At 44.6% G+C, this 22,434-nt stretch carries 16 protein-coding genes; 1 reads left to right on the top strand and 15 read right to left on the bottom strand.

Annotated features, from left to right (window positions below):
* Window positions 1-24: 24 nt before the first annotated feature.
* From CDG76_RS32245 to gvpN, 15 genes are all read right to left on the bottom strand, one after another.
* Window positions 25-1,275, bottom strand: coding sequence for a GAF domain-containing protein (locus tag CDG76_RS32245; RefSeq protein ID WP_094352914.1), 1,251 nt, complete (start codon window positions 1,273-1,275; stop codon window positions 25-27).
* A 156-nt stretch (window positions 1,276-1,431) separates the two neighbouring features.
* Window positions 1,432-2,457 carry a chemotaxis protein CheW gene (locus CDG76_RS32240; protein WP_094352913.1) on the bottom strand — a complete coding sequence of 342 codons (1,026 nt, stop codon included), beginning with the start codon at window positions 2,455-2,457 and terminating at the stop codon, window positions 1,432-1,434.
* Window positions 2,458-2,722: 265 nt separating this feature from the next.
* Entirely contained in the window at window positions 2,723-5,866 is a 3,144-nt protein-coding gene (locus CDG76_RS32235) for a hybrid sensor histidine kinase/response regulator (RefSeq protein ID WP_094352912.1), read from the bottom strand.
* A gap of 139 nt (window positions 5,867-6,005) precedes the next feature.
* Complete coding sequence (locus CDG76_RS32230; protein ID WP_094352911.1) at window positions 6,006-11,252, bottom strand: GAF domain-containing protein; 5,247 nt, start codon at window positions 11,250-11,252, stop codon at window positions 6,006-6,008.
* 262 nt (window positions 11,253-11,514) lie between these two features.
* Window positions 11,515-12,048 carry a chemotaxis protein CheW gene (locus tag CDG76_RS32225; protein WP_094352910.1) on the bottom strand — a complete coding sequence of 178 codons (534 nt, stop codon included), beginning with the start codon at window positions 12,046-12,048 and terminating at the stop codon, window positions 11,515-11,517.
* 14 nt (window positions 12,049-12,062) lie between these two features.
* The gene (locus CDG76_RS32220; RefSeq protein WP_094352909.1) at window positions 12,063-12,425 is read right to left on the bottom strand and encodes a response regulator transcription factor; all 363 of its coding nucleotides are present in this window, start codon (window positions 12,423-12,425) and stop codon (window positions 12,063-12,065) included.
* A 145-nt stretch (window positions 12,426-12,570) separates the two neighbouring features.
* Complete coding sequence (locus CDG76_RS32215) at window positions 12,571-13,902, bottom strand: response regulator (RefSeq protein WP_094352908.1); 1,332 nt, start codon at window positions 13,900-13,902, stop codon at window positions 12,571-12,573.
* 442 nt (window positions 13,903-14,344) lie between these two features.
* Entirely contained in the window at window positions 14,345-15,043 is a 699-nt protein-coding gene (locus tag CDG76_RS32210) for a gas vesicle protein GvpC (RefSeq protein WP_094352907.1), read from the bottom strand.
* Between the two features lie 198 nt (window positions 15,044-15,241).
* Window positions 15,242-15,463: a gas vesicle structural protein GvpA gene (gene gvpA, locus CDG76_RS32205; protein WP_012408764.1), complete on the bottom strand. Its 222-nt coding sequence runs from the start codon at window positions 15,461-15,463 to the stop codon at window positions 15,242-15,244.
* Between the two features lie 239 nt (window positions 15,464-15,702).
* Window positions 15,703-16,392, bottom strand: coding sequence for a GvpL/GvpF family gas vesicle protein (locus CDG76_RS32200; protein ID WP_094352906.1), 690 nt, complete (start codon window positions 16,390-16,392; stop codon window positions 15,703-15,705).
* 374 nt (window positions 16,393-16,766) lie between these two features.
* A complete protein-coding gene (locus tag CDG76_RS32195) occupies window positions 16,767-18,590 on the bottom strand; it encodes an AAA family ATPase (RefSeq protein ID WP_094352905.1) in 1,824 nt (607 codons plus the stop codon).
* Window positions 18,591-18,701: 111 nt separating this feature from the next.
* Window positions 18,702-19,445, bottom strand: coding sequence for a GvpL/GvpF family gas vesicle protein (locus CDG76_RS32190; RefSeq protein WP_094352904.1), 744 nt, complete (start codon window positions 19,443-19,445; stop codon window positions 18,702-18,704).
* 36 nt (window positions 19,446-19,481) lie between these two features.
* Window positions 19,482-19,916: a gas vesicle protein K gene (locus CDG76_RS32185; protein WP_094352903.1), complete on the bottom strand. Its 435-nt coding sequence runs from the start codon at window positions 19,914-19,916 to the stop codon at window positions 19,482-19,484.
* Window positions 19,900-20,253, bottom strand: coding sequence for a gas vesicle protein (locus tag CDG76_RS32180; protein ID WP_094352902.1), 354 nt, complete (start codon window positions 20,251-20,253; stop codon window positions 19,900-19,902). The genes CDG76_RS32185 and CDG76_RS32180 overlap by 17 nt, the downstream gene beginning before the upstream one ends.
* Window positions 20,250-21,422: a gas vesicle protein GvpN gene (gene gvpN / locus CDG76_RS32175; protein WP_094352901.1), complete on the bottom strand. Its 1,173-nt coding sequence runs from the start codon at window positions 21,420-21,422 to the stop codon at window positions 20,250-20,252. Before gvpN ends, CDG76_RS32180 begins: the two co-directional genes overlap by 4 nt.
* Window positions 21,423-21,634: 212 nt before the next feature.
* On the opposite strand from gvpN, the gene CDG76_RS32170 reads away from it, so the two are divergent.
* Entirely contained in the window at window positions 21,635-21,886 is a 252-nt protein-coding gene (locus tag CDG76_RS32170) for a gas vesicle protein GvpG (protein WP_094352900.1), read from the top strand.
* The last annotated feature ends 548 nt before the right edge of the window (window positions 21,887-22,434 follow it).

The following is a 22,434-nucleotide window of genomic DNA, read 5'->3' as shown; positions in this document are numbered from 1 at the left end:
GTTTCTATGGGGTTTGTGACAATTCTATGGCTTCGATATTGTTTGGAGGCTACAAGCAGCGATGTCGGCGATCGCTTTGAATTGCTCCTGGATTTGGGCGATTGACTCTAACCCTGCACTGATTTGGCGATCGCACGGTTCGATCACAGAAGCAACATCTGCTGCTGCCACCTGGAGTTCCTGGAACCATTCCTCTATATTTAGGGCGCTATCGCGGGCTTGACGGGCGAGAATTTCCACCTGTTCGGCAGCAGCTAGCAAACCTCGTTCCCGATCGCTAGCTTTTGTGGCTTCGATGGCTGTATTCAAGGACAAAACCTGAATTTTAGTACTCAAGCCTTCCACAAGGTGAACAAAGCCAGAAGCTTGCTGGCAAAATTCACCAAGATATTGCAGCTGTTTATTAGTAATAGCAACAGTATCTTGAATAGACATTAAATGTTCGCCGGCAAGCTCGGCGATTCTTGCTCCTTCTTGTACGGACTGGCTCACCTGCTGAAATGGCACTAGTAACTCAGAGCGATCGAGGGATTCAAGCTGTTGAGCAGGTGGAGCTACTATTTCAGCCGAATGCAAGTTAATTGTCAACATCATTCCTACTTGTTGCAGCAAACTGCGCTCTGCTTCCTGCCATTGTCGGGGTTGGAGGCAATGATGAATAACTAAAAAACCCCAAGGCTGTTGTTTGACAATCAAGGGTAAGCAGAGGCTAGTTTGCACCTGAAAGCGTTGCCAAAATTGCTGTTGGCGGGGAGTTAATTCTAATACTTCAGTTAGGTTGCCCTGCGAGTTTTTTCCGTCGCCAACATCGGGTTTATTAACAAACAAATTTATCGGTAGGGATTGGTTGAGCAGGGATGTCCAACCCGCTTGTATCGCTTCAGCGATCGCCCGACTGCGATTATCTTCCTCAAAACGATAAATCAAAACGCGATCGGCGTTGAGAGCATCTCGAAGGGTGGTAACTGTAACCTCCAAAAGTGCGGTTTGACCTTTTGTCTGCTGCATTTGCCGATCGATGGCCGCAAGTTGTTCTCGCTGGAGTTGAAAAGCCCCTCGAACATTTTGATCGTTGTCACTGGGTGAATCCTGAGCCAAAGCTTGGATAAAAGCTTCGATTTGACTCACCTTCTGCTGCAATTGAGCGACCTTTGGCCCCTTAGCAGATTGAAAGACTGCTTTGATTAGAGCCACATTAGCCAAAATTTCTTCTATCTGGATTTCATTTTCAACAGGCTGGGTTTCAGAATTAGGGTCTAAAGTTGCGATCGTCACAGAAAACTCCTTGGCAGCATCAAGTCAAATATAAAAAGCAGGGGAGCAGGGAGCAAGCCTGGATTTCTCACAAGTGAGAAATCCAAGGGGTGTGGGAGGTGTGGGAGGTGTGGGAGGTGTGGGAGGTGTGGGAGGTGTGGGAGNCCCTGCCTCTTATCAGTGGGTTTGCCATTGCAATGTCTGGGCGATCGCTCTGGTGTCTAAAATCCAGCGATCGCCTGGCAGAATACCTCGAACAAAATTTAGCAGTTTGTTTGGGGAAAAGTCGGTTGGTGCTGATTGTGCTTGCTGTAAATCCTGCCACTCTACATCGTAGACATGAGCCACCAAAAACCCGATTACCTGATTTTGCAGTTCGAGAACCAGAACCATTGGCTTTTCTGGTCGTGACTGCCGCTTCAAAAGCGGCGTATAACCAAGCAAATGTTCTAAATCAACCACCCGCAGCATCTGTCCTTGCCAATTATAGAAACCTAAAATCCAACTTGGTAAGGCCGGGGCTGGGGAAATTTCTTGGCTAGCGAGATGAATAATGTCCTGTAATGAGTGGAATGGTAGCAATCCACTTCCTCGATCGCCCAAGGAAAAACGGAGAAATCTTTGCCGTTGTTCGCCTGATGTCAGCCCAGGAGCCAAGGTTGGGGTTGTTCCGGGCAACCCCAACTTATCAGCCAATATCTGGCTCATACCAAAAAGAAGTACTTTGAGTGGTTCCTCGTTTGGTGCTACAGGCAAAACAGCCATGTGGCTAACACAGCTTAACTCCGCCACTTGCCGATAAGACCAAGGCACCGGACGCACTGCTGACAAAGGAATATCGATTAAGGCAGGGGGCTTGTCCACAGGAATGCCACAAATTTCCCCAGTCCGCGTTTGAGTCAGAAGTAAGAAGCGCCCTGAAGTGTCAACCGCAGAGGGAACTTGATGCGCCTGTTGGCCTTCTACTTGCTGAATGAACTTTTGGCGCAAGTCCACAATCGTGATGGTTTGCGCTCCCAAATCAACCATCCCGATACCACTTTCAACCGTACTGCTAATAGGGGGACAAGCCATCACCTTGAGAACTGCACCAACTGGCAGGGCAAATAAATAGTCTGCGATCGCAAAAACAACGACTCGTAATGAGTCGCGCTCGCTCACAGCGCCAGATAATCGCTTAAACGGAAAGGGAGTGTTAAGCATAAGTCGGTCGGTGTTGAAAACTGTGGTTATGACAAGGCAGGAGGCAGGAGGCAGGAGGCAGGAGGCAGGAGGAAAGAGATTTTTGAGGAACTTTACTTTCTGTTACGTACGAATGGCACTAAGTTTAGTTATTTATTGAGGTGAGGCAGGAGGTAGTTCTTGCTAGAGGCAGGAGTTTTAAAATCTTGTGCTGCAAGCTTTTCAGATATTTATCTTGTCTCTACCTCCTGCCTCCTGCCCCCTGCCTCCTGCCTCCTGCCTTATATCAGGTATTAACTAGTTCAGCGATCGCGGTGAGGAAATTTTGTTCTGAATAGGGTTTGGTCATGTAAGCTTTTGCTCCTAGAGCTAAAGCTAATTGGCGGTGCTTCTGTCCGCTACGGGTAGTCAGCATCACCACAGGAATCCCGGACAAACGCTCGTCTTGGCGACGATGTTCTAAAAACTCAAATCCATTCATCTGCGGCATTTCAATGTCACAAATCACTAAATCAACATCACCGTGTTGCAGGATTTGCGCGATCGCCTCTCGACCATCGGCTGCTTGCAACACCTGATAATCGGCTTTCTGGAGCGTCTGCACCAAACTTTGCCTTTGTACAACCGAATCTTCTACCACTAACACCATCAGTCGGTTAGGTTGAGCAACGGCTGTATTGACTTCCATCGGCTGTTGCTGCGGTTGCATTATCGTTAGCTGGGATTGCTGCCCCTCTAGAGTAAGAACAGGCTCAGGCGCAGGCAATAGTTTAGTTGCAATTGATGTCGGGGAAGTCGGGATCATATCTGTCTCCCAAGTTTGCCGAACTAACTCTAACGGGTCAACGATTAGGGTAAGACTACCATTTCCCAACACGCTGTAGCCTTGGATGTAACTAGGTAAAGTCAGGACTCTACCGAGGGATTTAATTACTAATTCCTGCTCGACTAAAATCTGATCGACTTGCAAACACAGGTATTGATGCTCTGTTTCCAACAGCAGCAGAGGTTCGACGGTGTTCCGTTGTTTGACTGGAAAAGGACTGAGGTTTAAATTGTGGTCTTGGGTGAATAAAGGATATTTGTAATCCAGCAAATTGGCAAGCGAGCGGATAGGAACTAGTTGCAGACTTTGCCCTTCTCCCCACTGCCAGAATTTTTGGCTGCCTTGCCCGTGTAAAGATTGCTGAACTTGAATCTGCTCTGGCTGCGGTAATAAAACCTGGCTAACTCCTTCAGACAGCAAGCCATAAGTAATACCTTGAGATTGACAAACGAGCAAGCGTGCCGTTGTCAAGCTCAGAGGCAATTGCAGCATGAAGGTGGTTCCCTGCCCTGAAAGCGATCGCACTACAATCGAACCTTGTAAAGCTTGCAATTGAGTGCGAACCACATCTAAGCCGATACCACGACCAGATAACTCACCAACCTGCTTGGCGGTAGAAAAGCCTGGTTCAAATAATAAATCTGCCAGTTGGTCTTCTGAGGCGTAGGCGGCTTCTTCAGGAGTCAGCAAGTGTTTTTCTCTAGCTCGTTGACGAATGGCTTCCCAGTTTAAGCCTCGACCATCATCCCGTACTTCAATAGTAGTGCGGTTGCCTTGATGATAGGCTTTAATTGTAATCGTTCCGGTTTCTGGTTTACCCTGCTGGCGACGGGTTTCTATCGGTTCAATGCCGTGATCGAAGGCATTGCGAATCATGTGCAGCAAGGGATCGTACAACTGCTCAGAAATGGCTTTATCCACGAGTACCTTGGTACCGCCAAGCTTGAGTTCAACAGGCTTATGATAAGTTGCTACCATCTGTTGCAGCAGCCGGGGTAATCGATTCAACACTGTTCCCAGTGGAACCATTCTGGCTTGCAGCAAATCTTCCTGCGCTCCTGAAAGCAGTTGCTTGCGCTTTCCGAGACTGAAGCGAGATTGCTGAACTAAGCCATTAACAGCCTCAATCCGTTCTCCTAATTGCACCATGTCTTCTGTAAGATTTTGCAGGAGAATGTGCAACTCGCTATAGTTATCCATTTCTAAGGCATCAAAATTGGATTGTGCCTCGGTAGCAGAGATAACTGGGCGTGGAGATACATGCATCTGTCGCTGCTTGCGTTCGGGAAGCAGCAGATGTCGATCCGACCAAGTAAAAACTTTACTAAGTTGTTGTTGACAGTACAAAAACTGTAGTAGAGTGTCTTGAGCTGCTTTGTGGATGTGGTTAGATTGCAGGTTTTGTTGGTTTTCGCTGATTAGCAATTCCCCAATTGTATGGCTGAGGCGATCGAGCTGTTCTATCGCGACTCGGATACTGGGAAGTGATGCCGATGACTGAGCCTGGAGGCTTGGCGCTGGTGGTGGAGAGGCTGGCCGATCTGAGTCTGAGTATCGGCAAGATGTCTCTGGATCTCCGATCCAGATTGACTGTAAAATCCGCTCTATGGCAGAGGGGACTACTACCGAATCCTGAGAATGAGAAATAGGTGCCAGTACCTCCGGTGCTTTCGCTACGGAGTTATCAGTCCGCTTCGGGAAAAACGACCAAATTGATTCCGCTTCGCTGGCACTGAGGAGGGGGGATGGCTGATTCTCAGTTGTAGTCGTTTGTGTTGGTTGGGCAGCGATCGCAACTGGCTGCTCTTGCGGTTCTGGGACAGGAATGGTTATTCCTGCCCATTCTCGCAATTGTGGAGATATCTCTCCCCCTTGAGTGCGATCGCCTGCAAGTACTGCTGCTTGAGCTGCTTTAAAATTTTCTAAAGCCACCTGAGCGATTTCCAGTACTTTGTCTGGATGTGCTTTGAGCGCGTTTAGGGTCGCCTGGGCAATTTCTTCCAATCCAGATAAGCCATAAGATGCTGCTAGTTCAGCAAAAAATTCGGCTTGGGAGTTGAGTGTTGTTTGAATTTGTTGCGGATCTTGGCTTTGGATGTCAGTTTCCAGCTGTTGCAAATCCTGGAGTACACTCCCGGAAAAGATTGACTCTACCACATCAAAGCCAAGTTCTTCCGAACTGGGAAGCAGAGCCTCACGACCAAAAAAGTCGCCTAGTTTATGTTGGAGTTGGGCGAAGATTGAGGCAGTTCGATCGAGTATTTCTGCCTCATTGCAGGATAAGCCCATCAAGGCTGCACTCAATGGAGTTCGCAGGCACTCATAAGCATCTAGAAGCAAAGCACCCAATTCTGGATCGATTTCCAGTTCTGGAGCATATAACGCTTGGAATACATCTTCCAAATGATGGGCAATTGTCTGAATAGTTTCTTGCCCAACACTGGCAGCACTCCCTTTGATAGTATGGGCGCTTCGCATCAAGGCATGAACTTTTTCTATTGTTTTTTCATCAAGTAGACCGATCAGATTCTGCTCAATGGTTTGCAACAACTCTGCCGCTTCGGCAAGAAAAGCCTGCTCTTGATTACTGGGATCGGGGTTCATAACAGTTTTGCGAGATTAGGGACTTCCAAGAAATAAATTATCCAAATAAACGAACCGCAGAGACGCAGAGAACACAGAGAGAAGAGAAATAGAGAGGATTTTTCCGTCAGTTTTGGGGTATTTTTTATTTGGAAGTCCCTTAGTCAACTTTGAACTGGCTAACGCTGGTTTCCAGTTGTTGTGAAGTCATCCGTAGTTCCTCAAAAGACTCGGAAATGTGCATGGCACTTTCTGAAGTCTTGCGGGCGATCGCCGAAACATCCATCATCGCCTCTGTCAATATGTGAGATTGCTGACTTTGATGGGAAACTGCTTCGGTAATTCCTTGTACCAGTCCACCAATTTCGTTGGTAGCTACGACGATCGCACTTAGGGAATGACGAGTCTCATCGATCAAGTTCGAGCCTTGGACAACTTGGCTAATCCCTATTTCCATTGCTTCGGTAACTTCGTTGGTGCCAGCTTGAATTTCTTGCACGAGTCGCTCAATTTCTGTGGTGGCACTAGCCGACTGATAAGCCAGAGAACGAACTTCATCTGCAACCACCGCAAAGCCTTTGCCATACTCTCCGGCACGGGTAGCCTCGATGGCAGCATTGAGTGCCAGCAAATTAGTTTGAGTGGCAAAGTTTTCAATCAGACTCACTACTTTCGAGATTTTCTGAGAAGCTTCACCAAGGCGTTTAATCTTCTTCGCTGTTTCCGACACGGTTTCCCGAATCTCCAAAATGCCCTCTACGGTTTTTTCCATTAGGATATCACCAGCTTGGACGGTGTTATTAGCTCTTTGAACCGCCTGTCCGACTTTTTGGGCATCAGCAGCAACTATCTGGGTGGAAGTTACCATCATTTGTAATTGTTCCAGAGCGTGTTCGAGCCGTTCTGCCTGCTGTTGAGCTTGGTCAGATAGTTTCACTACTGAGATCGTGTTATTGCTGGAAGTTTCACTCACCCTGCCAGCAGAAACCTGCACTTGTCGCACTAAATCTCGCAAACTTTGGATCGTAGTATTGTAACCATCGGCGATCGTCCCAATTTCATCTTCAGATAAGGGCGCTCGAACGGTAAGATCGCCTCTGAAGGATGGTTCCAAAGCCATGAGAACGCGTATAGCTCCTTGTTGCAATTTTTCGCGGGCGGTGCGTTCGCGCTCTGCTGCTTCTGCTAGTTGCTGCTCTTGAATACGCACCTGTGTTAGGTAGTCTGCAAGATTCAGGGCAAGACCAATCTGGACGCTGGCTTGGTTGAGAACATCTTCCTCGGATTGCTCCCACTGGCGCGGTGCGTTATTTTGATAAACTCCCATCAGCCCCCATAGCCGATTTTCTTGAAAAATCGGAGAAATCATGTAGGCTTTAGTTCCCCACATCTCTAACAATTGGATGTGACATTCGTCATGACCAACAGTATATATATCGTTAACCACCAAACTTTCTTTGCGGACATAACGCCCTCCTTGGTTGTACTGGAGATAGGTATCTCTAACTCTGGCCAGGCTAGTTCCCACAAGTCTAGGCCAATCTCCACTCACAGACTCAACTACAAATTCTCCAGACCAATCAGGCTCAAAACGGTAAACTCCAACTCGATCTACTTTCAGTAGCTGACGAAGTTCGTGGGTGGCAAACTGGACAAATTCCAGAACATTACCATTACTTTGGGCCATTTCTGTTAACCGACTTGGCAAGCGATAGGAAAATCGGGCGTTTGCCATTTCCCGTTCTGCCAGTTTGAGCAGTTCCTCATTCTTGGTTAAGGTTTGTTGTAAGTATTGCGATTGCTGGACGGCAACCCCAAACTGCGTGCCGATTTTTGTTACCAAGTTAATTTCATTATCTTGCCATTGCCGCGGCCCGCTATTTTGGTAAGTTCCTAACAAACCCCAGAGCTTGTTTCCGGCAATAATCGGGGTGATGATATAGGCTCTAATCTGGAATTGCTCTAGAATTTTCAAGTGGCACTGGGCATGACCAGCAGTGTGAATATCATTGACAACAAAAGTCTCGTTGTTGCGATAGCGTCCACCTTGGGTTTGTTGGAGGTGTTCGTCTTCCCATATAGTTCTGATATCGGGGCCAACCAAAGCCACCCATTCACGACTTACAGATTCGGCAATAAACTCCCCACCCCAATCTGGATTGAAGCGATACACGGCTAGACGATCGCATTCCAAATGCGATCGCAATTCTGGTAAGGCATTGCGGAAAATCATCTCTAGCTCTTGAACTTGGCGAATTTTTTCTGACAGCCGTGTTAATGCTCGTTCCCCTTCTGCGGTTCGCGCTAATTCTGCATTCTTCTTCTTGAGCTGTTCGATATACTTAATCTGTTGCAAACCTATACCCATTTGCACAGCTATTTTTCGCAACAGTTGCACATCCTTAGATTTCCACTGCCGAGGGCCAGTATTTTGGTATGCTCCTAAAAAGCCCCAGAGTTTGCTTCCAATAAAGATAGGAGTGATCGCGTAAGCTTTGGCCTGGATTTTTTCTAATATCTCTAGGTGGCACTGAACGTGATCGGCAGTGGAGATATCATTGACAACAAAGGTTTCATGATTGCGATAGCGTCCGCCCTGAGTTTCTTGTAGGTGATCGTCCATCCAAATCGTTTTGATGTCGGAACCCCCTAAAGGCAGCCATTGATCTTTTACGGATTCGGCAATAAACTCCACACTCCAGTCGGGATGAAAGCGAAATATTGCTAGGCGATCGCACTGTAGTTGTTTGCGTAAACTTGGCAGCACATTCAGGAAAATTGTATCTACGTCTTGAGCTTGGCGAATTTTTTCCACCATCCCTGTCAGCACCTGTTCCTCTTCTGCTGCTCGCGCTAACTCTGTATTCTTCGTTTTCAGTTGTTCGATGTACTCGGCTTGCTGTACGCTTAACCCGAACTGAATGCCCAATTTGGTCACTAATCGCACCTCCTCGGAATTCCACTGGCGCGGGCCGCTATTTTGGTAAGCTCCTAATAAACCCCAAAGTTTGTTTCCAGCAAAAATCGGGGCGATGGTGTAGGCTTTAACCTGGAACTGCTCCAACAGGTCGATGTGGCACTGGGCATGACCAACAGTATAGATGTCATTGACGAAAAAAGTTTCATTGTTGCGATAGCGTCCGCCTTCGGTTTGCTGTAGGTGTTCGTCTTCCCATACGGTTTTGATATCGGGGCCAACCAGAGGCACCCAGTCAGTTCCGACAGATTCAGCAATAAATTCACCACTCCAGTCAGAGTTGAAGCGATATATTGCTAGGCGATCGCATTTGAACAACTGCCGCAATTCTGCCAAGGTAGTGCGGTAAATTGTTTCTGGGTGTTGGGAATGAAGCATTCTATCCGTCATTCGGGCGATCGCGTGTTCTACTTCAGCTACTTGGGTCATTTCTAGATTTTTTAACCGTAGCTGTTCGATATATTCAGCTTGCTGGAGGGCAATGCTCAACGGTTCGCCGATCTGCAACAAAGCACCGATCTCTTCCTCAGTCCATTTCCGAACATCAGAATTCTCATAGGCTGCTAACAAACCCCAAAGATTACCAGCGCGGAAGATGGGAACATTAATGTATGCTTTGGCTTGGAACTTCTCTAATGTTTCTAAATAACAAGGTGAAAAACCAGCAGCAGAAATATCGTTGACTTTACGGAAGCGCGTTCCTTTGGTGTAAACTCCACCCTGCGTTTCTTTCAGATAGGTATCGGCATCAGGTTTAATAGGGGAGTTATAGTCCTTAATATTGCAACGCTCTGAAGATATCAGACCTGTTTTTAAAATGCTGTCTTGTTCCTGCATCTCCAACAGTGACGACCAACCAGCAGCCACAGATTCAGCGATAAATTCTCCACTCCAGTCTGGATGAAATTGATAAATGACAACGCGATCGCATTTTAAAAATCGCCGCAACTCTTGGGTGGTAATGCGGAAAAGGGTGCGAAGATCCGTTGCTTGCCCAATCTTTTCAATGATGCCGAAAACAGTACGTTCTCGTTCAACAAGTTTGGCTGACTCCTCAGAGCGGTGATAAAGTTGTTGCTGATATTGCACCTGTTGAATAGTAATACTAGACAGGGTTGCAACCTGCACCATTAGTCGAACTTCACTATCTTTCCACTGACGAGGCTGAGAATTTTGATAGGCAGCGAGCAAGCCCCACAACTTTTCTCCCTGGAAGATGGCAACAATAATGTATCCTTTGGCTTGATAGGTTTCTAAAACTTTGATATAGCAGTCAGAAAAACCAGCACTGTAGATATCATTAGTGACTCGATAAATCTGTCCGCGATGGAAATTTTTGCCTTGGGTGTGCTGAATGTAGCTATCTGCACTGGGCGATCGCCCCGTTGCCCCAGCCAATCCCCCTTCGTCTGCAAGGTTCCTCACACTGCAATAGTTAACGTTATTGACAATTGCTGGGTTGTTTCGCTGTTCTTCTAATAGAGAAACCCACTCAGATCCAACAGATTCAGCGATAAATTCCCCACTCCAATCTGGCTGGAAACGATAAATTGCGACGCGATCGCATTTTAGTGACTGTCGCACTTCTTGGGTGGCAACGCGAAAGATGGTATCCAAATCTTTGGATTGGAGAATTTTATTTGCTACACCGACCAGGATTTGGTCTTTTTCCACTTCTTGTTGCAACGTAGCCTGAATCACGGCAACTTGCAGTTGCGCTTCTAATTCCTGCTCGATCAATTTTAGTAACTGAATTTCAGCATTTTGCCACTGGCGAGCAGCAGCGCATTGCTGCACTACCAACAAACCCCAAACCCCATCTTTTGCTAAGATCGGCAAACTCACACAAGCTCTTACCTGAAACCGATCCACGAGCTGCTTTTGGTAAGGGGACAAGCCAGCAGTGTAGGTATCCGCGATCGCGACTAATTTTTCTTGTTGATAAAGCTTGGCAGAACCTAACCCAAAAGTGACGGCGGGCAGTTTTTCCTTCAGCATTGGGGTAAAGCCATCCCTCATCGCCTCCGCAACAACTATTCCCAGCGTCGGATTCGTAAACTCATACAGCACCACGCGATCGGCTTGCAGGGCGCTTTGTATCTCTATGACAGCAGTGGCCAGCAAGGTATCTAGATCGGAAAATTGGCGGATTTTGCTGGCGATCGCCTGTACTTGCTCTACCTCTAATCCATCTCCTCCGTCTTGATATGGCAACACACTTAGCAGTTCTTTTAACTTGCGGATTCTCTCTCGCAATGGCCCTGTTTCCACCCAATCAGCTTGATCCAGTTCAGTTCGTAATTCTTCTAGAGCGGAGGTGATTTGCTGTTTTGCTGGTACATCAACGGTATGCCCGTTATCGATTTCCTTATAAGCGTTGCTGGAATTTGACTGAGGTTGGCTCGGTCTAAGATTGTGTTGCGCTACCATGATCTTTCTTGCTATGAAGGTTGTCGGAGTTAATTAAGTAGAATGCAGAGCGGAAGCTAATTACTAAGAAAGGCAGAGGGCAGAAGGCAGAGGGCAGAAGGAAAGAAGTATTAATAAAAACTGTCTTTTCTGGCTGGGTCTGAGCTACAGTTTAAAAAAAGAATTGTATTGAGACGCGTAGCACGAGATACAAAGCATAGCTCCCTTCTGCCTCCTGCCTCCTGCCTCCTGCCTCCTGCCTTTCTTCGGCAGGAAGCTCTGTTTAAAGAGGCTGAAGGGCTTGAATCACAACCTGGGTGTCAAGTAACATCAAAGGGCTACCTTGAGAATCCACAAAGTAACCCTGTAAAAATGAGCCTAGTCGGCCAGGTAACATCGATGTCGAAATCTCTAACCGCTCTTGGGGGTCATGAACTTCAATGGTATTGACTTGCTCTACCAACAGCCCGACGGTTTGATTCTGGACTTGAACAAGCATCGCCATGCCAGAGTTACACACACCTTCTCGCCGACACCAGTGTGTTGCTCCCAACAAAGCTGCTAAATCAAGAATCCAGATCGCTTCTCCCCGCCAATTCATTATGCCTAACAAGAATTCTGCTACCTGCGGTACTGGCAAAATCTCGGTCAGCGCAACCTGAATTACTCCCCGCAAATCAGCTAATGGGAGTAACCCATTTACCTTTCCATTCAACGGAAATCTTAAAAACCTCTGGTTGTTTCCTTGAGAAGAGTTTTCAAGTCGAAATTGGCTATTAATGGGTAGCGAAGAAAAGCTATCATTGGCCTGTACCATTGCCCTAGTTTCCTTTAGCGAATAAATTTATTAACAGTCTGGAGCAAGGTATTTTCATCTACAGGTTTTACTAAATAGCCATCGGCACCACTCATAGTGCCCCAAGTTTTATCAACATCTGTATTTTTAGTTGAGCAAATCACTACCGGGATTCCTTTTGTTATCGGATCGGCTTTCAACTTGCGGCAGAACTCAAATCCACTTTGGCCCGGCAAAATCAAATCCAGTAGAATCAAGTCAGGTTTTTGTTGTTTCAACCTGAGTTGAGCCTCTTCACCACTGCGAACTTCATAAACTGAATATCCTCCTTGCTCTAGGTAACGTGTCATCTTTTCGGATTCTGTGAGGCTATCTTCAACTAAAAGAACTTTTTTCATTTTTTCCTAACTATTTTATTCAGAATTTGAAAAATGATTGCGATGAATGAATTAACACCAACCCAGATGTAGAAAGCAATTTACAATCCAAAATCTTTTTTGAAAATGGATGTAGGGGAGTCACTGTCATGACTACCGCTTCAACCTAAACACTTAAATACTTGTGAAGCACATTGAGTACTTTCTCTGCTTCTACAGGTTTCCCCAAAAAGTCAGTTGCCCCTACTAATTTTGCCCGCATCCGATCTACTATTCCATCTTTCCCAGTTAAGATGACAACCGGCACATTTTTGAGACTTGGAGTTTTACGGATTTGAGAACAAATTTCATAGCCATTGACTTTTGGCATCAACAGATCCAAAAAAATGAAGTCGGGCTTGGTTTTAATTAGGTTTAAAACTGCCGTCAAGGACTCTTGAATGCCAACAAAGCGATAACCTTGATGGGTGAGAATTTCCTCCAAACTGCGACAGATCATCGGACTATCATCCACACAGGCTACTAAAGGTCTTGAGACATCAATAATTGCTTTACTAGCCGCTGGGGGGGCAAATTGTATAACAGTGTTCTCTTCTTTCTTCAGTGAAGAATTGAAATTATTAACTGCACTGGACGGACTGACAATTTCTTTACTAGTCGCTGGGGGAGCAACTTTGTTGAAATTGGGCGCAACTTGTAAAACAGTGTCCTCTTCTGTCTTTAGTGAAGAATTGGAATTATTAACTGCACTGGACGGGTTGCCAGTTTCTTTACTAATCCCAACCTGCCTGAGCTTTGGGGTGGGTGAAAAAGCGATCGCCCCTGTTTTTACCAATGTCATCAATAACCGAGTCAAAGCTAAGACATCCCGACCGCTTTTTTGCCCTAGACCTCGTAAAGTTTTTGTGCCATCAACTAGAGCAATAATCTGTTTAGAGGATGCTTGTCCTTGGAGTAGCTCAATTTGTTGAATAATCGGAAATAAATTGGGCGAGTAGGTTGCCAGTCCTGCATCTCGCCATTCTTGCCAGGCTTGTGTAGCCTGTTTCAAGACTTCCTCTGTTGGTATTACAGCTAGGAGAACCCCAGGAACTTCACCAACAACGGTAGTATGTGACAACTGCCCTGCTGGATTGTTGCCATTTCTTTTGGCTTCAATGTACTGCATTATATCAAACAGGACTTCAGCTATTGAGCTTGCAATCAGGCTAACAAGTTGTTGTTGTTCGATTAATTTTTGTTCTCGCAACTTAGCAAGAATGGAATACTCGCGATAATTTTCCTGGGGAGAGACAAGCCGCTCCAACTGTGTCACATCCAGATTAGAACAGTACCGCAACAAGTGTCGTCGCCATCGCTCATCGGCATTAGAACCGCCAGCCTGCCAAATTAATCGTCCTAAACGAAAATATAGCGTCCAAGTCGGCCCATCCCTTGCTTCAAGATTCAGCCTACCTGTAAATAATTTAGTTTGAAGTTGGTTGATCAATTGATTCACAATGGATCGCACCTCCTTATATATATTGAGTTTTGCATTTACATTAGAATTTCTCAAACAATCCAGCTTACTAACTTCATTGTGAGATTGCCAATAGCAGGGTTCAAAACCTTGATTGAGCTATCCCAGCTTGTTATATCCCTTTCCAATCTGGATATTTTTAAAGTTCAAAGCCGGAAGCTTGAACAAAGATTAAAGCTCTTTTTCTAATTATTAATAGGTTAACTATATTACTTTTGCCATATTACATCTACTGAGCATATTGCTTGTATAGATGGAGTTGCAATACAGACCTGAAAAAGATGGAAATGTTGAATACTACAAAGCATAGACCAGCTTTAATGCTTATCGGTTGTGTACTCTGCTGCTTCAGGCGACAGATACAAGCGATCGCCCAATAGCTAGTCTGCAAATACAAAAAATGAGCTTGAATGTAAGTTTGTCAAGAAATTGCTTGTTGCCGAATAAAGTATTGGCGATCGCGTTGTTCTAGTACGCCTTGCTTGATCAAGGAGCGCAGGACATCTATCGTTTGCACCCGGCTTAAGCCTATCACTTCTTCAATTTCTATCAGAGTAGCTCCTTCAGCTTGCTGAATGTATTGCTGCACTTTAGATTTAACAGTATCTGCATTCAAGGCAGGCACTTTCTTAGTCATGGTATTGGCGGAAGGACGAAAACCATTAGCTTTAATTGCAGAACGGGAAATTGACCATTTTGGAACTGTTACAACTAATTTTTCTTCTTTAGCAGGAGTCGGGGAAACTGCTTGTTCGTGACTGTAATCGCCCCAAACACTGTTATGTAAGATTTCCCGGAAATTTTGCAAGTTTTGGAATAATGCCTGAGCCTTTGCTGAACGCTGTTGGCGGTATTCTTGCTGGCGTTGCGAGACATCTGTTTTTATTTGCAATATTTCCAATTGCCGCTCGACAATCTCTTGCTGAAATTGCTGCTGTTGTAACTTTCTGTTGTTGTCAAGGCTGGTAACAAAACTGTTCAATTCTTGATGAAGCACATCTGCTTGCAGCTGAAATTCTTGTTGAGTTAGCTGTTTCCACTGGTTAACTTTTTGACGACGTTCAGCAGTTATTTGCAATCGCTGCGATCGCTCTTGTTCCCATAAATTCTTGAGAGCCATCAGCTGATATCTCCTATTTTGTTAACTAGAAATATTAAATAAGCTGTTACGCATTTAATTTGTACATTTACCTGATGACTGATGACAGATGACTGTTAACCGTCAATAGTCATCTGTCAACGACCATCAAGAGTATTTATATACTTTAGACGCGCATCAGCTTAGAAGCCATAAAGACTCCCTTTTTCTAATGTGGTGTTAAGCAGCAGATGGAACAGCAGCCTGGGATGTTAAACCAACTGCCTCGGCATATCTTAAGTAAGTTTCGACTGAAGCAATCACAATCCGAGCTTCTATTGATAACAGTTCAATACCAACTAAAGAAACACGTACCCAAGCATCAATTACAATTCCTTTGTCCAAAATGCGGTCAATAACTTCAGCCAGACTTGAAGATGAGTTAACTTTTTCAACAGCCATTTTATTTTGCTCTCACAACTCTAATTATTGATTTCATCCTGCTCTGATTGAGCAGTAGGTAAAACTTACACAATGTGTTTTATTCTTCCTGGGTTTAGTGTTCCCAAAAATATAAGATAAATATAAGAAAATAAAAAAATATTAAAAAGTTAACAATATTTTTTTAGACAAAAATTCAAGAAAAAATCATCTCATCTTTATTTTTTCTGGGAAAGTTTTAAATATTATTTTTTATGAATTTATATGAGAGTATTTTTTAGAAAATGATAGGGTGGTAGAGGTTCGCTAAGTGCTAATTGCCAGTGCGAGCATTGTACCTGCCAAAGGGAAAACAGCTGCGTACTGAGCGTTGAATCGTTGCGCTGTGCCAAAAAGTGGATTTGCCGCACATCTGACTGTCGAGTTTCACAGATAACATTTGTATATGTTTTGAGAATTAACTGGCTCAAGAGTTCCCACTGTTCGCATTGTTGTGCTTGAAATGCTTGCTGTGTTTGGTAGCGTTGTTTTTTAGCTAATAAATAGGCTTTTCCCTTGGCATCAATAGTTTCAGAATCGTCAAGCAAATCACAGGGTGTCATTTTTAAGGTGTACTCAACTTTGTCTGCTAGCTGAGTTAGGGCTTCTAGATATTGCTCTTGGTGCTTTTCTAGATGATTCAGCAGTTTTTCTACAGAGGTAAAACCCCTCCCAAAGCGTAGGGGAAGAAGGGGAGTTTGTTGAAAAAGTTCTCGAATTACGCGATCGTGGTTTAATACAGCTTGAAGTAAATGCTCATCCGTTGCCTGTATTGTCTCCAGTGAAATTTCCGGCTCTACGATCGCAGCTAAACCAGAAGAGTAAACGAGTTCAATATTCCTTTGCATCCCTAAGGGTAGAACAAGTGGTGATGCGGTCGGGACTAGAAGAGCATAAGCGTATATTGACATAAGTAGAACGGCGTAAATATTTGTAGTTGGGATGAGGCAGGAGGCAGGAGGCAGGAGGCAGAAGGAGAGAGGGTTTTAGTTAAACTTACTCTTATTAACATAGTTTGTTTATTTGCACCGTTCTACTTAAGTAGCTTCTGCTGTGAACTTCTGCGTTTTTTTTAAGTAAGCTATTCATGCCTAGTTTTGGCACAATCAAGCATGAACAGGAATTACCTCTTCCTTCTACCTCCTGACTTGAAAGTACTGAATGCTGAGTAAAAATCCCAGTCCCCAGTCCCCAGTCCCTCTTTCATGCTTGGCGGTGAAACTGGTTTCATCGGGACTGCCTTCTGCCTTCTACCTCCTGCCTCCTGCCTCCTGCCTCCTGCCCTCTATTGAGATTGATGCTGATTAGCAAGCATTTGGTATGTAACTTGGAAATCATCATTTGTAATCTGAATCAAGCTGGAGTCAGTCAATCCTTGGGCGCGGTATCGACGAATTGCGCTTAAAGCAGCTTGATTGCTCAATAAAGCCAAGTCCGCTCCATTCCAACCCTCGGAAACTGTCGCCCAGGTTTCTAAATCGACATCAACCAAGGGACGATCTAGATTGTGAACTCCTAAAATCGCTAATCGGCTGGCTCGATCTGGTAGATCGATTTTTATTTGTAAGTCCAATCTTCCGGCTCTGAGCAAGGCAGGATCGAGCGCTTCTGGACGATTGGTTGCTCCTACTAACAGTACTTTAGGGCATTCATGCAACCCATCCAGTTCGGTGAGTAGTTGACCGACAACGCGATCGCTAACTCCAGAATCACCAGTGAATCGTCCCCGTATTGGTGCCAGGGTATCAATTTCATCTATAAACACAACGCAAGGAGCTGCTTGCCGAGCTTTGCGAAAGAGTTCTCTGACTGCCTGTTCTGCGGCACCTACCCATCGGCTTAGTAATTCCGGGCCATTCACAGCAATAAAGTTGGCTCTAGCCTGGGAAGCGATCGCTTTTGCAAGTAATGTTTTTCCCGTTCCAGGCGGTCCCCACAACAGAATCCCACGGGGAGGCTTGGCTTTGGTTTGCTCGTATAGTTCGGGATAGAGGAGTGCGCCTTCAACAGATTCTTGAAGTTTTTGTTTCACATCATCCAAACCACCAATGTCATCCCAACTTACACTTGGTGTTTCAATTGCTACAGACCTGAGAACTGAGGGTTTTATCTCCTTAATTGCTTCGAGAAAATCCTGCTGCATGATAGTCATGTTCTCAGGAACGGGACTGTTGAGCGAGGGGACTTGACGACGAAGGGCAATGTAGGCTGCTTTTTGACAAAGAGCTTTGATATCGGCACCGACAAAACCGACAGCCAAATCGGCGATCGCTCCTAAATTAACTGAAGTCTCCAAGGGCATGGCACTTGTCAAAATTGTCAGAATTTCCAATCGTCCATTGCGATCGGGAACCCGAAACTGAACTTCGCGATCGAAGCGTCCCGGACGACGCAGCGCCGGATCGAGATAATCGGGACGATTTGTTGCCGCTAATACAATTACGCCCTCAGTTTTGGCAAACCCATCCATTAACCCAAGCAACTGCGCCACTAGTCTTTTTTCAACTTCACCTTCCACTTGGCTGCGATCTGGGGCAAGGCTGTCAATTTCGTCAATAAATATCAGGCAGGGAGCAGAACGAGTTGCTTTCTCAAAAATACTTCGTAAACGAGCTTCTGCTTCCCCGTAATACTTGCTCATCACCTCTGGGCCATTGATGGCAATGTAGTTTAACTCTAACTCTTCTGCCAAAACACGGGCTGTTAAAGTTTTTCCCGTACCGGGCGGGCCAACGAGCAAAACCCCACGCGGAGGCTCTAACCCTAATTTCACCAATAAATCTGGACGTTTAAGTGGAATTTCGACTAACTCTCTGATTTCTTGGAGAACATCAGCCAAGCCGCCGATACCTTGCCAAGAAGTTTTTGAGTTCGTCCGAGCTGATGGGGGGGTGACATCAGCATCATCCATTGGTGTAGCTGCATCGGTGGAATTGGATCTGACTCGGCTGGAACTACTTGTTCTCGGAATATTGCCTTGCCGGGGAATACTACTGAGATTATGAGAGCGAATTTGAATAGAAGTTTTTAACTCCCCTTTCTCTACTTTTTCTTCTAAAGCTTTGGCAATTTCTAATAGGTGTTCAAATCCTTTAAATATGTCGTCCATTGATTTTACTTAAATAAAAGGCAGAGAAAAATTTTATTTACAAAAAAATTAAAAGTTTCAATAATTTTTGATTCTCAATTTTTATTGCTGTTCAATAGGGAGAGGAATTAATCAGTTGGAAATGGTTAATCGAAGACGAGCAAAGTTATACGGGGCAGTGAAATTGTTGTAGCGAATTCGCAAACGGTTTTCAAATTGACGATCGAGTGCTTCAACGTGTTCGCTAAATTGTGATTCTGCTTCCCAAGGAATTAGGTAGGCTGAATTGTAGATCATTGTGTCCATTTGGGGAGCATTTTCTACCACCTCGATCGCAATGGAGTTGAGTGTGCTTTTAAATACATCGATGATGCCTTGCTTGCGATCGTTCATTCCCTGTTCGATGGTTTGCCCTATTTGGATTACCCGCTCCATACTCAGGGGTTGACCCACTAGTTTATCCCTTTCGGTTTTGAGATTTGGGTGTTCTGCCAATAATCCCTGAATTTCTGTCTCAGTATTCCAAAAAACTTTGACACTAACTTCTCGGCAACCTGATAACTTCGCAAGCAATTGCGTCAATTCTTCTTGATGAGGACGAATTAATTGCTGTGAAACCGTTTCCCAGCTTGAAACCAAAAGTCCAAATTGCACGGGCAGTAAATAGCGATCGCCTCCTTGCATGATCTCCTCAAGGACTTTCTCATGACTTAGCAGGTTACGACGGCTGGCCAAATAACGCTCTTGCTGTGCTTCGGAGTAGATGACTGCAAAATCATCCAAAATTTTAATTTGTACAGGTTGCCGATCTAAGCCCTCTAAATTTAAATCTTGCGGAGCAGGCAAGGTCAAAATTCCATAAATGTAAAAACTCATATAAATGTCTTACCAAGAAGAATGTAGATAAAAAAGTTACAGGGGTTTAGAAGTGAGTACTAGTCTTAACTTGGCATGAACTAAGCTTAACTGAGCCAGTCCTAAATCCAAGTCACCTTCAACCACAACACCCGTATTTAATAGGCGATCGAGAAGTTCTAAAATAGAAGGTTGACTAGAGGTTTCACCGGGGTAATATCCTCCAGATTGGGGAAGTAAATTTCCCATTTCACCCAAGTTAATATTTAGATCGGCTGGGTCAACATCAAATATCTCGCAAAGTTTAACAACCTGTTGTTCAAGCTGTTGTAGGCTTTCGGAAGCTCGATCTAGCTCATGGTCGCTGAGGGTGCCAGCATCCATTCGCCGAATCACCTGAGCTTCCATGAGTTGGCGTATCAGTTCAACAACCGTCAGTAACAACGGTGCTAAACCGGAATCGGAACCTTTTGATTTAGTAATCGCCTGCATTCTGATGATTATTAGGATTGAGTGCTTTGAGCGATTGCAGTTCTGTTTCTAGACTGGCAAGACGCTCTTGAAGTTGTTGATTAGTTGCTAATAAGGTGTGAGTTTGACTATTAAGATAGGGGTCGCTTTCCCACCAGTTAATTCCAATCTCTTTGGCTTTATCAACAGAAGAAATCAACAAACGAATCCGAATGTTGAGCAATTCTGTGGAGCCTACGGAAATAGAAATATCTCCTGCGATAACAATGCCTTTATCCAGAACCCGTTCTAGAATATCTGCCAAGGTAGAACCTTGAGTTGATGTGGTGATAGCTCCCCGATTAGTATTAGTACTCATTTGTTTATTAAATGGCCAGAATCAAAAGCAACTGTTTGTGAGATGTTCGGCGACTCGGCATTGCCCTGCATTTGGACTAATACTCCCTGTTCTCTGAGAGACTTGAGTGCAGTCACAATTTGACTGCGATCGATCCCTAATTCTACTGCCAATTCAGAGAAACGCCTTCCTGGAGAATTACACAGGTAGTTGTAGACTTCATGCTCGTAAGGTACTCGTTGTTCCAATACAATCTGATTTTGGTTGTTTGGTATTATCTCTGACGGCTGAGATTGGGTATTTATACTATGATAGAATTCACTTAAAACCTCTTCCAGTAGGCGAGTTGCTTCTATGAGAGGTTGATTCGTGCGAGAAAGCAGGATATCGGCACAAATATCTTGGAAGCTAGGATCTCCAGGGTTTACGGAAATTTCGTGTTCGTGGCAGATTTTGGCAATCATCAGACAGGAACGCAATCCACCGCCCTGTCCAGAGCTAGATCGACTCCAAAACGTCCGTACTAAGCGGACAATTTTTTCTGCTTTCTCAGAATCTATACCTGTTTTATGAACTACAATTTCCTGCTGACTCAGTTCATCAGGTGTAGGCATATCGATGGTAATAACACGATCCATCAAAGCATCCTGAGTTGCATGAACTCCACAATACTCTTGAGGATTTGATGTTAAGATTGCCCGAAACTGAGGATGAACCCGGATATACTCGGCTCGATGTTGGTTTGTTGGTAATACTAACAATCTCTCCTCTAGTACGGAGAGTAAAACGTTATTTACCTCCGGGTGCGATCGATTGAATTCGTCGTAAACCAGCGTAAATCCTTCTTTACAAGCTAGGGTTAATCGTGCATCAACCCAATGTTGTCGGACTTCATCCTCAACTTTAACAACGCTGTGGATATAGTTATCAACAACCTTTTTACGGGTATAACCTAATTGATTACCAATCAAGTCTGAGGTTTTAAACTCATCATCTCCAAATAAGAGGATGATCGGCTGGTTGAGCAAATCAGCTAGATGCATTGCCAGAGTAGTTTTTCCGACTCCGGCTGCACCACGTAAATGTATTGAAAAACCTGACTGTAGATAGCGCAAAGCACGTTGAGCGATGCGTTGAACCGCAGGTGTATTGACAAATCGCTGGGGAGATGCATTTAATACTGTTGTCAAACTCTAAGTACCTCCTCAATAGTAATGTGTCATACAAAAGTATCTTTTGTTACATGGCGAATATAAAATACAGATGTCAATCAGCCTTAACTGGACTCAAATCCAACGCATTTTGGCATCAACACAAGACTAGTAATGTTTAATATTTATGTCATCAGCATGATTACGGTGTTGAGAGGATACCTTTAAGAAGTCAACACAAGTGTAAAAATATGGTTCTGCGCTTCTTACTATTACCGATTACTGGCCCATTAATGGGGGTAACGTGGCTTGGGGAAAAAATTTTAGAACATGCGAGTACTGAAATTGATGATAAAGAGAATCTCAGTAAGCAACTTCTTGCACTCCAACTTGCTTTTGATATGGGAGAAATTCCTGAAGATGAGTTTGAAATTCAGGAAGAAGCTCTTTTATTAGCGATTCTGGAAGCAGAACAGGAGGAACGCGATCAGACACAAGAGTAATACCAATTCTCTCAAAGTCGGCTACAGATAGAGCCGCCAAAATATATTGCCTGCGAGCAGCCTGGACAAGGTATGCTCAATGCTGAAAGGCTACACCACATCACGCGGTAGCCAGTAAGTAGCTCGGTGCAAATAAAGCTAACTGGCGGGGACAGTCATTTGTCATTGGTCACTTGTCATTGGTAAGGGTTTTAAGCCTGTTTACGTTTCGTAATATAATTTGGTTTATTCCCGCCGACTTACTTAGCGCCTTTCCATCACTCTCAGAAAACAATAATCGAAGCAGAAAACTGAAACTATGACTAAATCAAGGTTTGAGGCTTTATTTTCTAATATAAATTCAAAAATGTAGCCAAAACCTGGAAACTTAAGTCTCGTAAGCCTTGCAGCGATTGCTTTCTCCAAGAGTGATGGAAGAGGGTTAGACTAAGCAAGCACTTAATAAAAGGCTAGCAGCGTAAAATTAAATATAAATAAAAAAGAGAGGATATCACCTCTCTTTTTAATAGTTATTAAATTTTGTAAGTTACTTACACATGAGCTATAAA

The organism is Nostoc sp. 'Peltigera membranacea cyanobiont' 210A (genome assembly GCF_002246015.1).
In the GTDB taxonomy this organism is placed as follows: domain Bacteria; phylum Cyanobacteriota; class Cyanobacteriia; order Cyanobacteriales; family Nostocaceae; genus Nostoc.
This window is presented reverse-complemented; position numbering and strand designations above follow the sequence as displayed.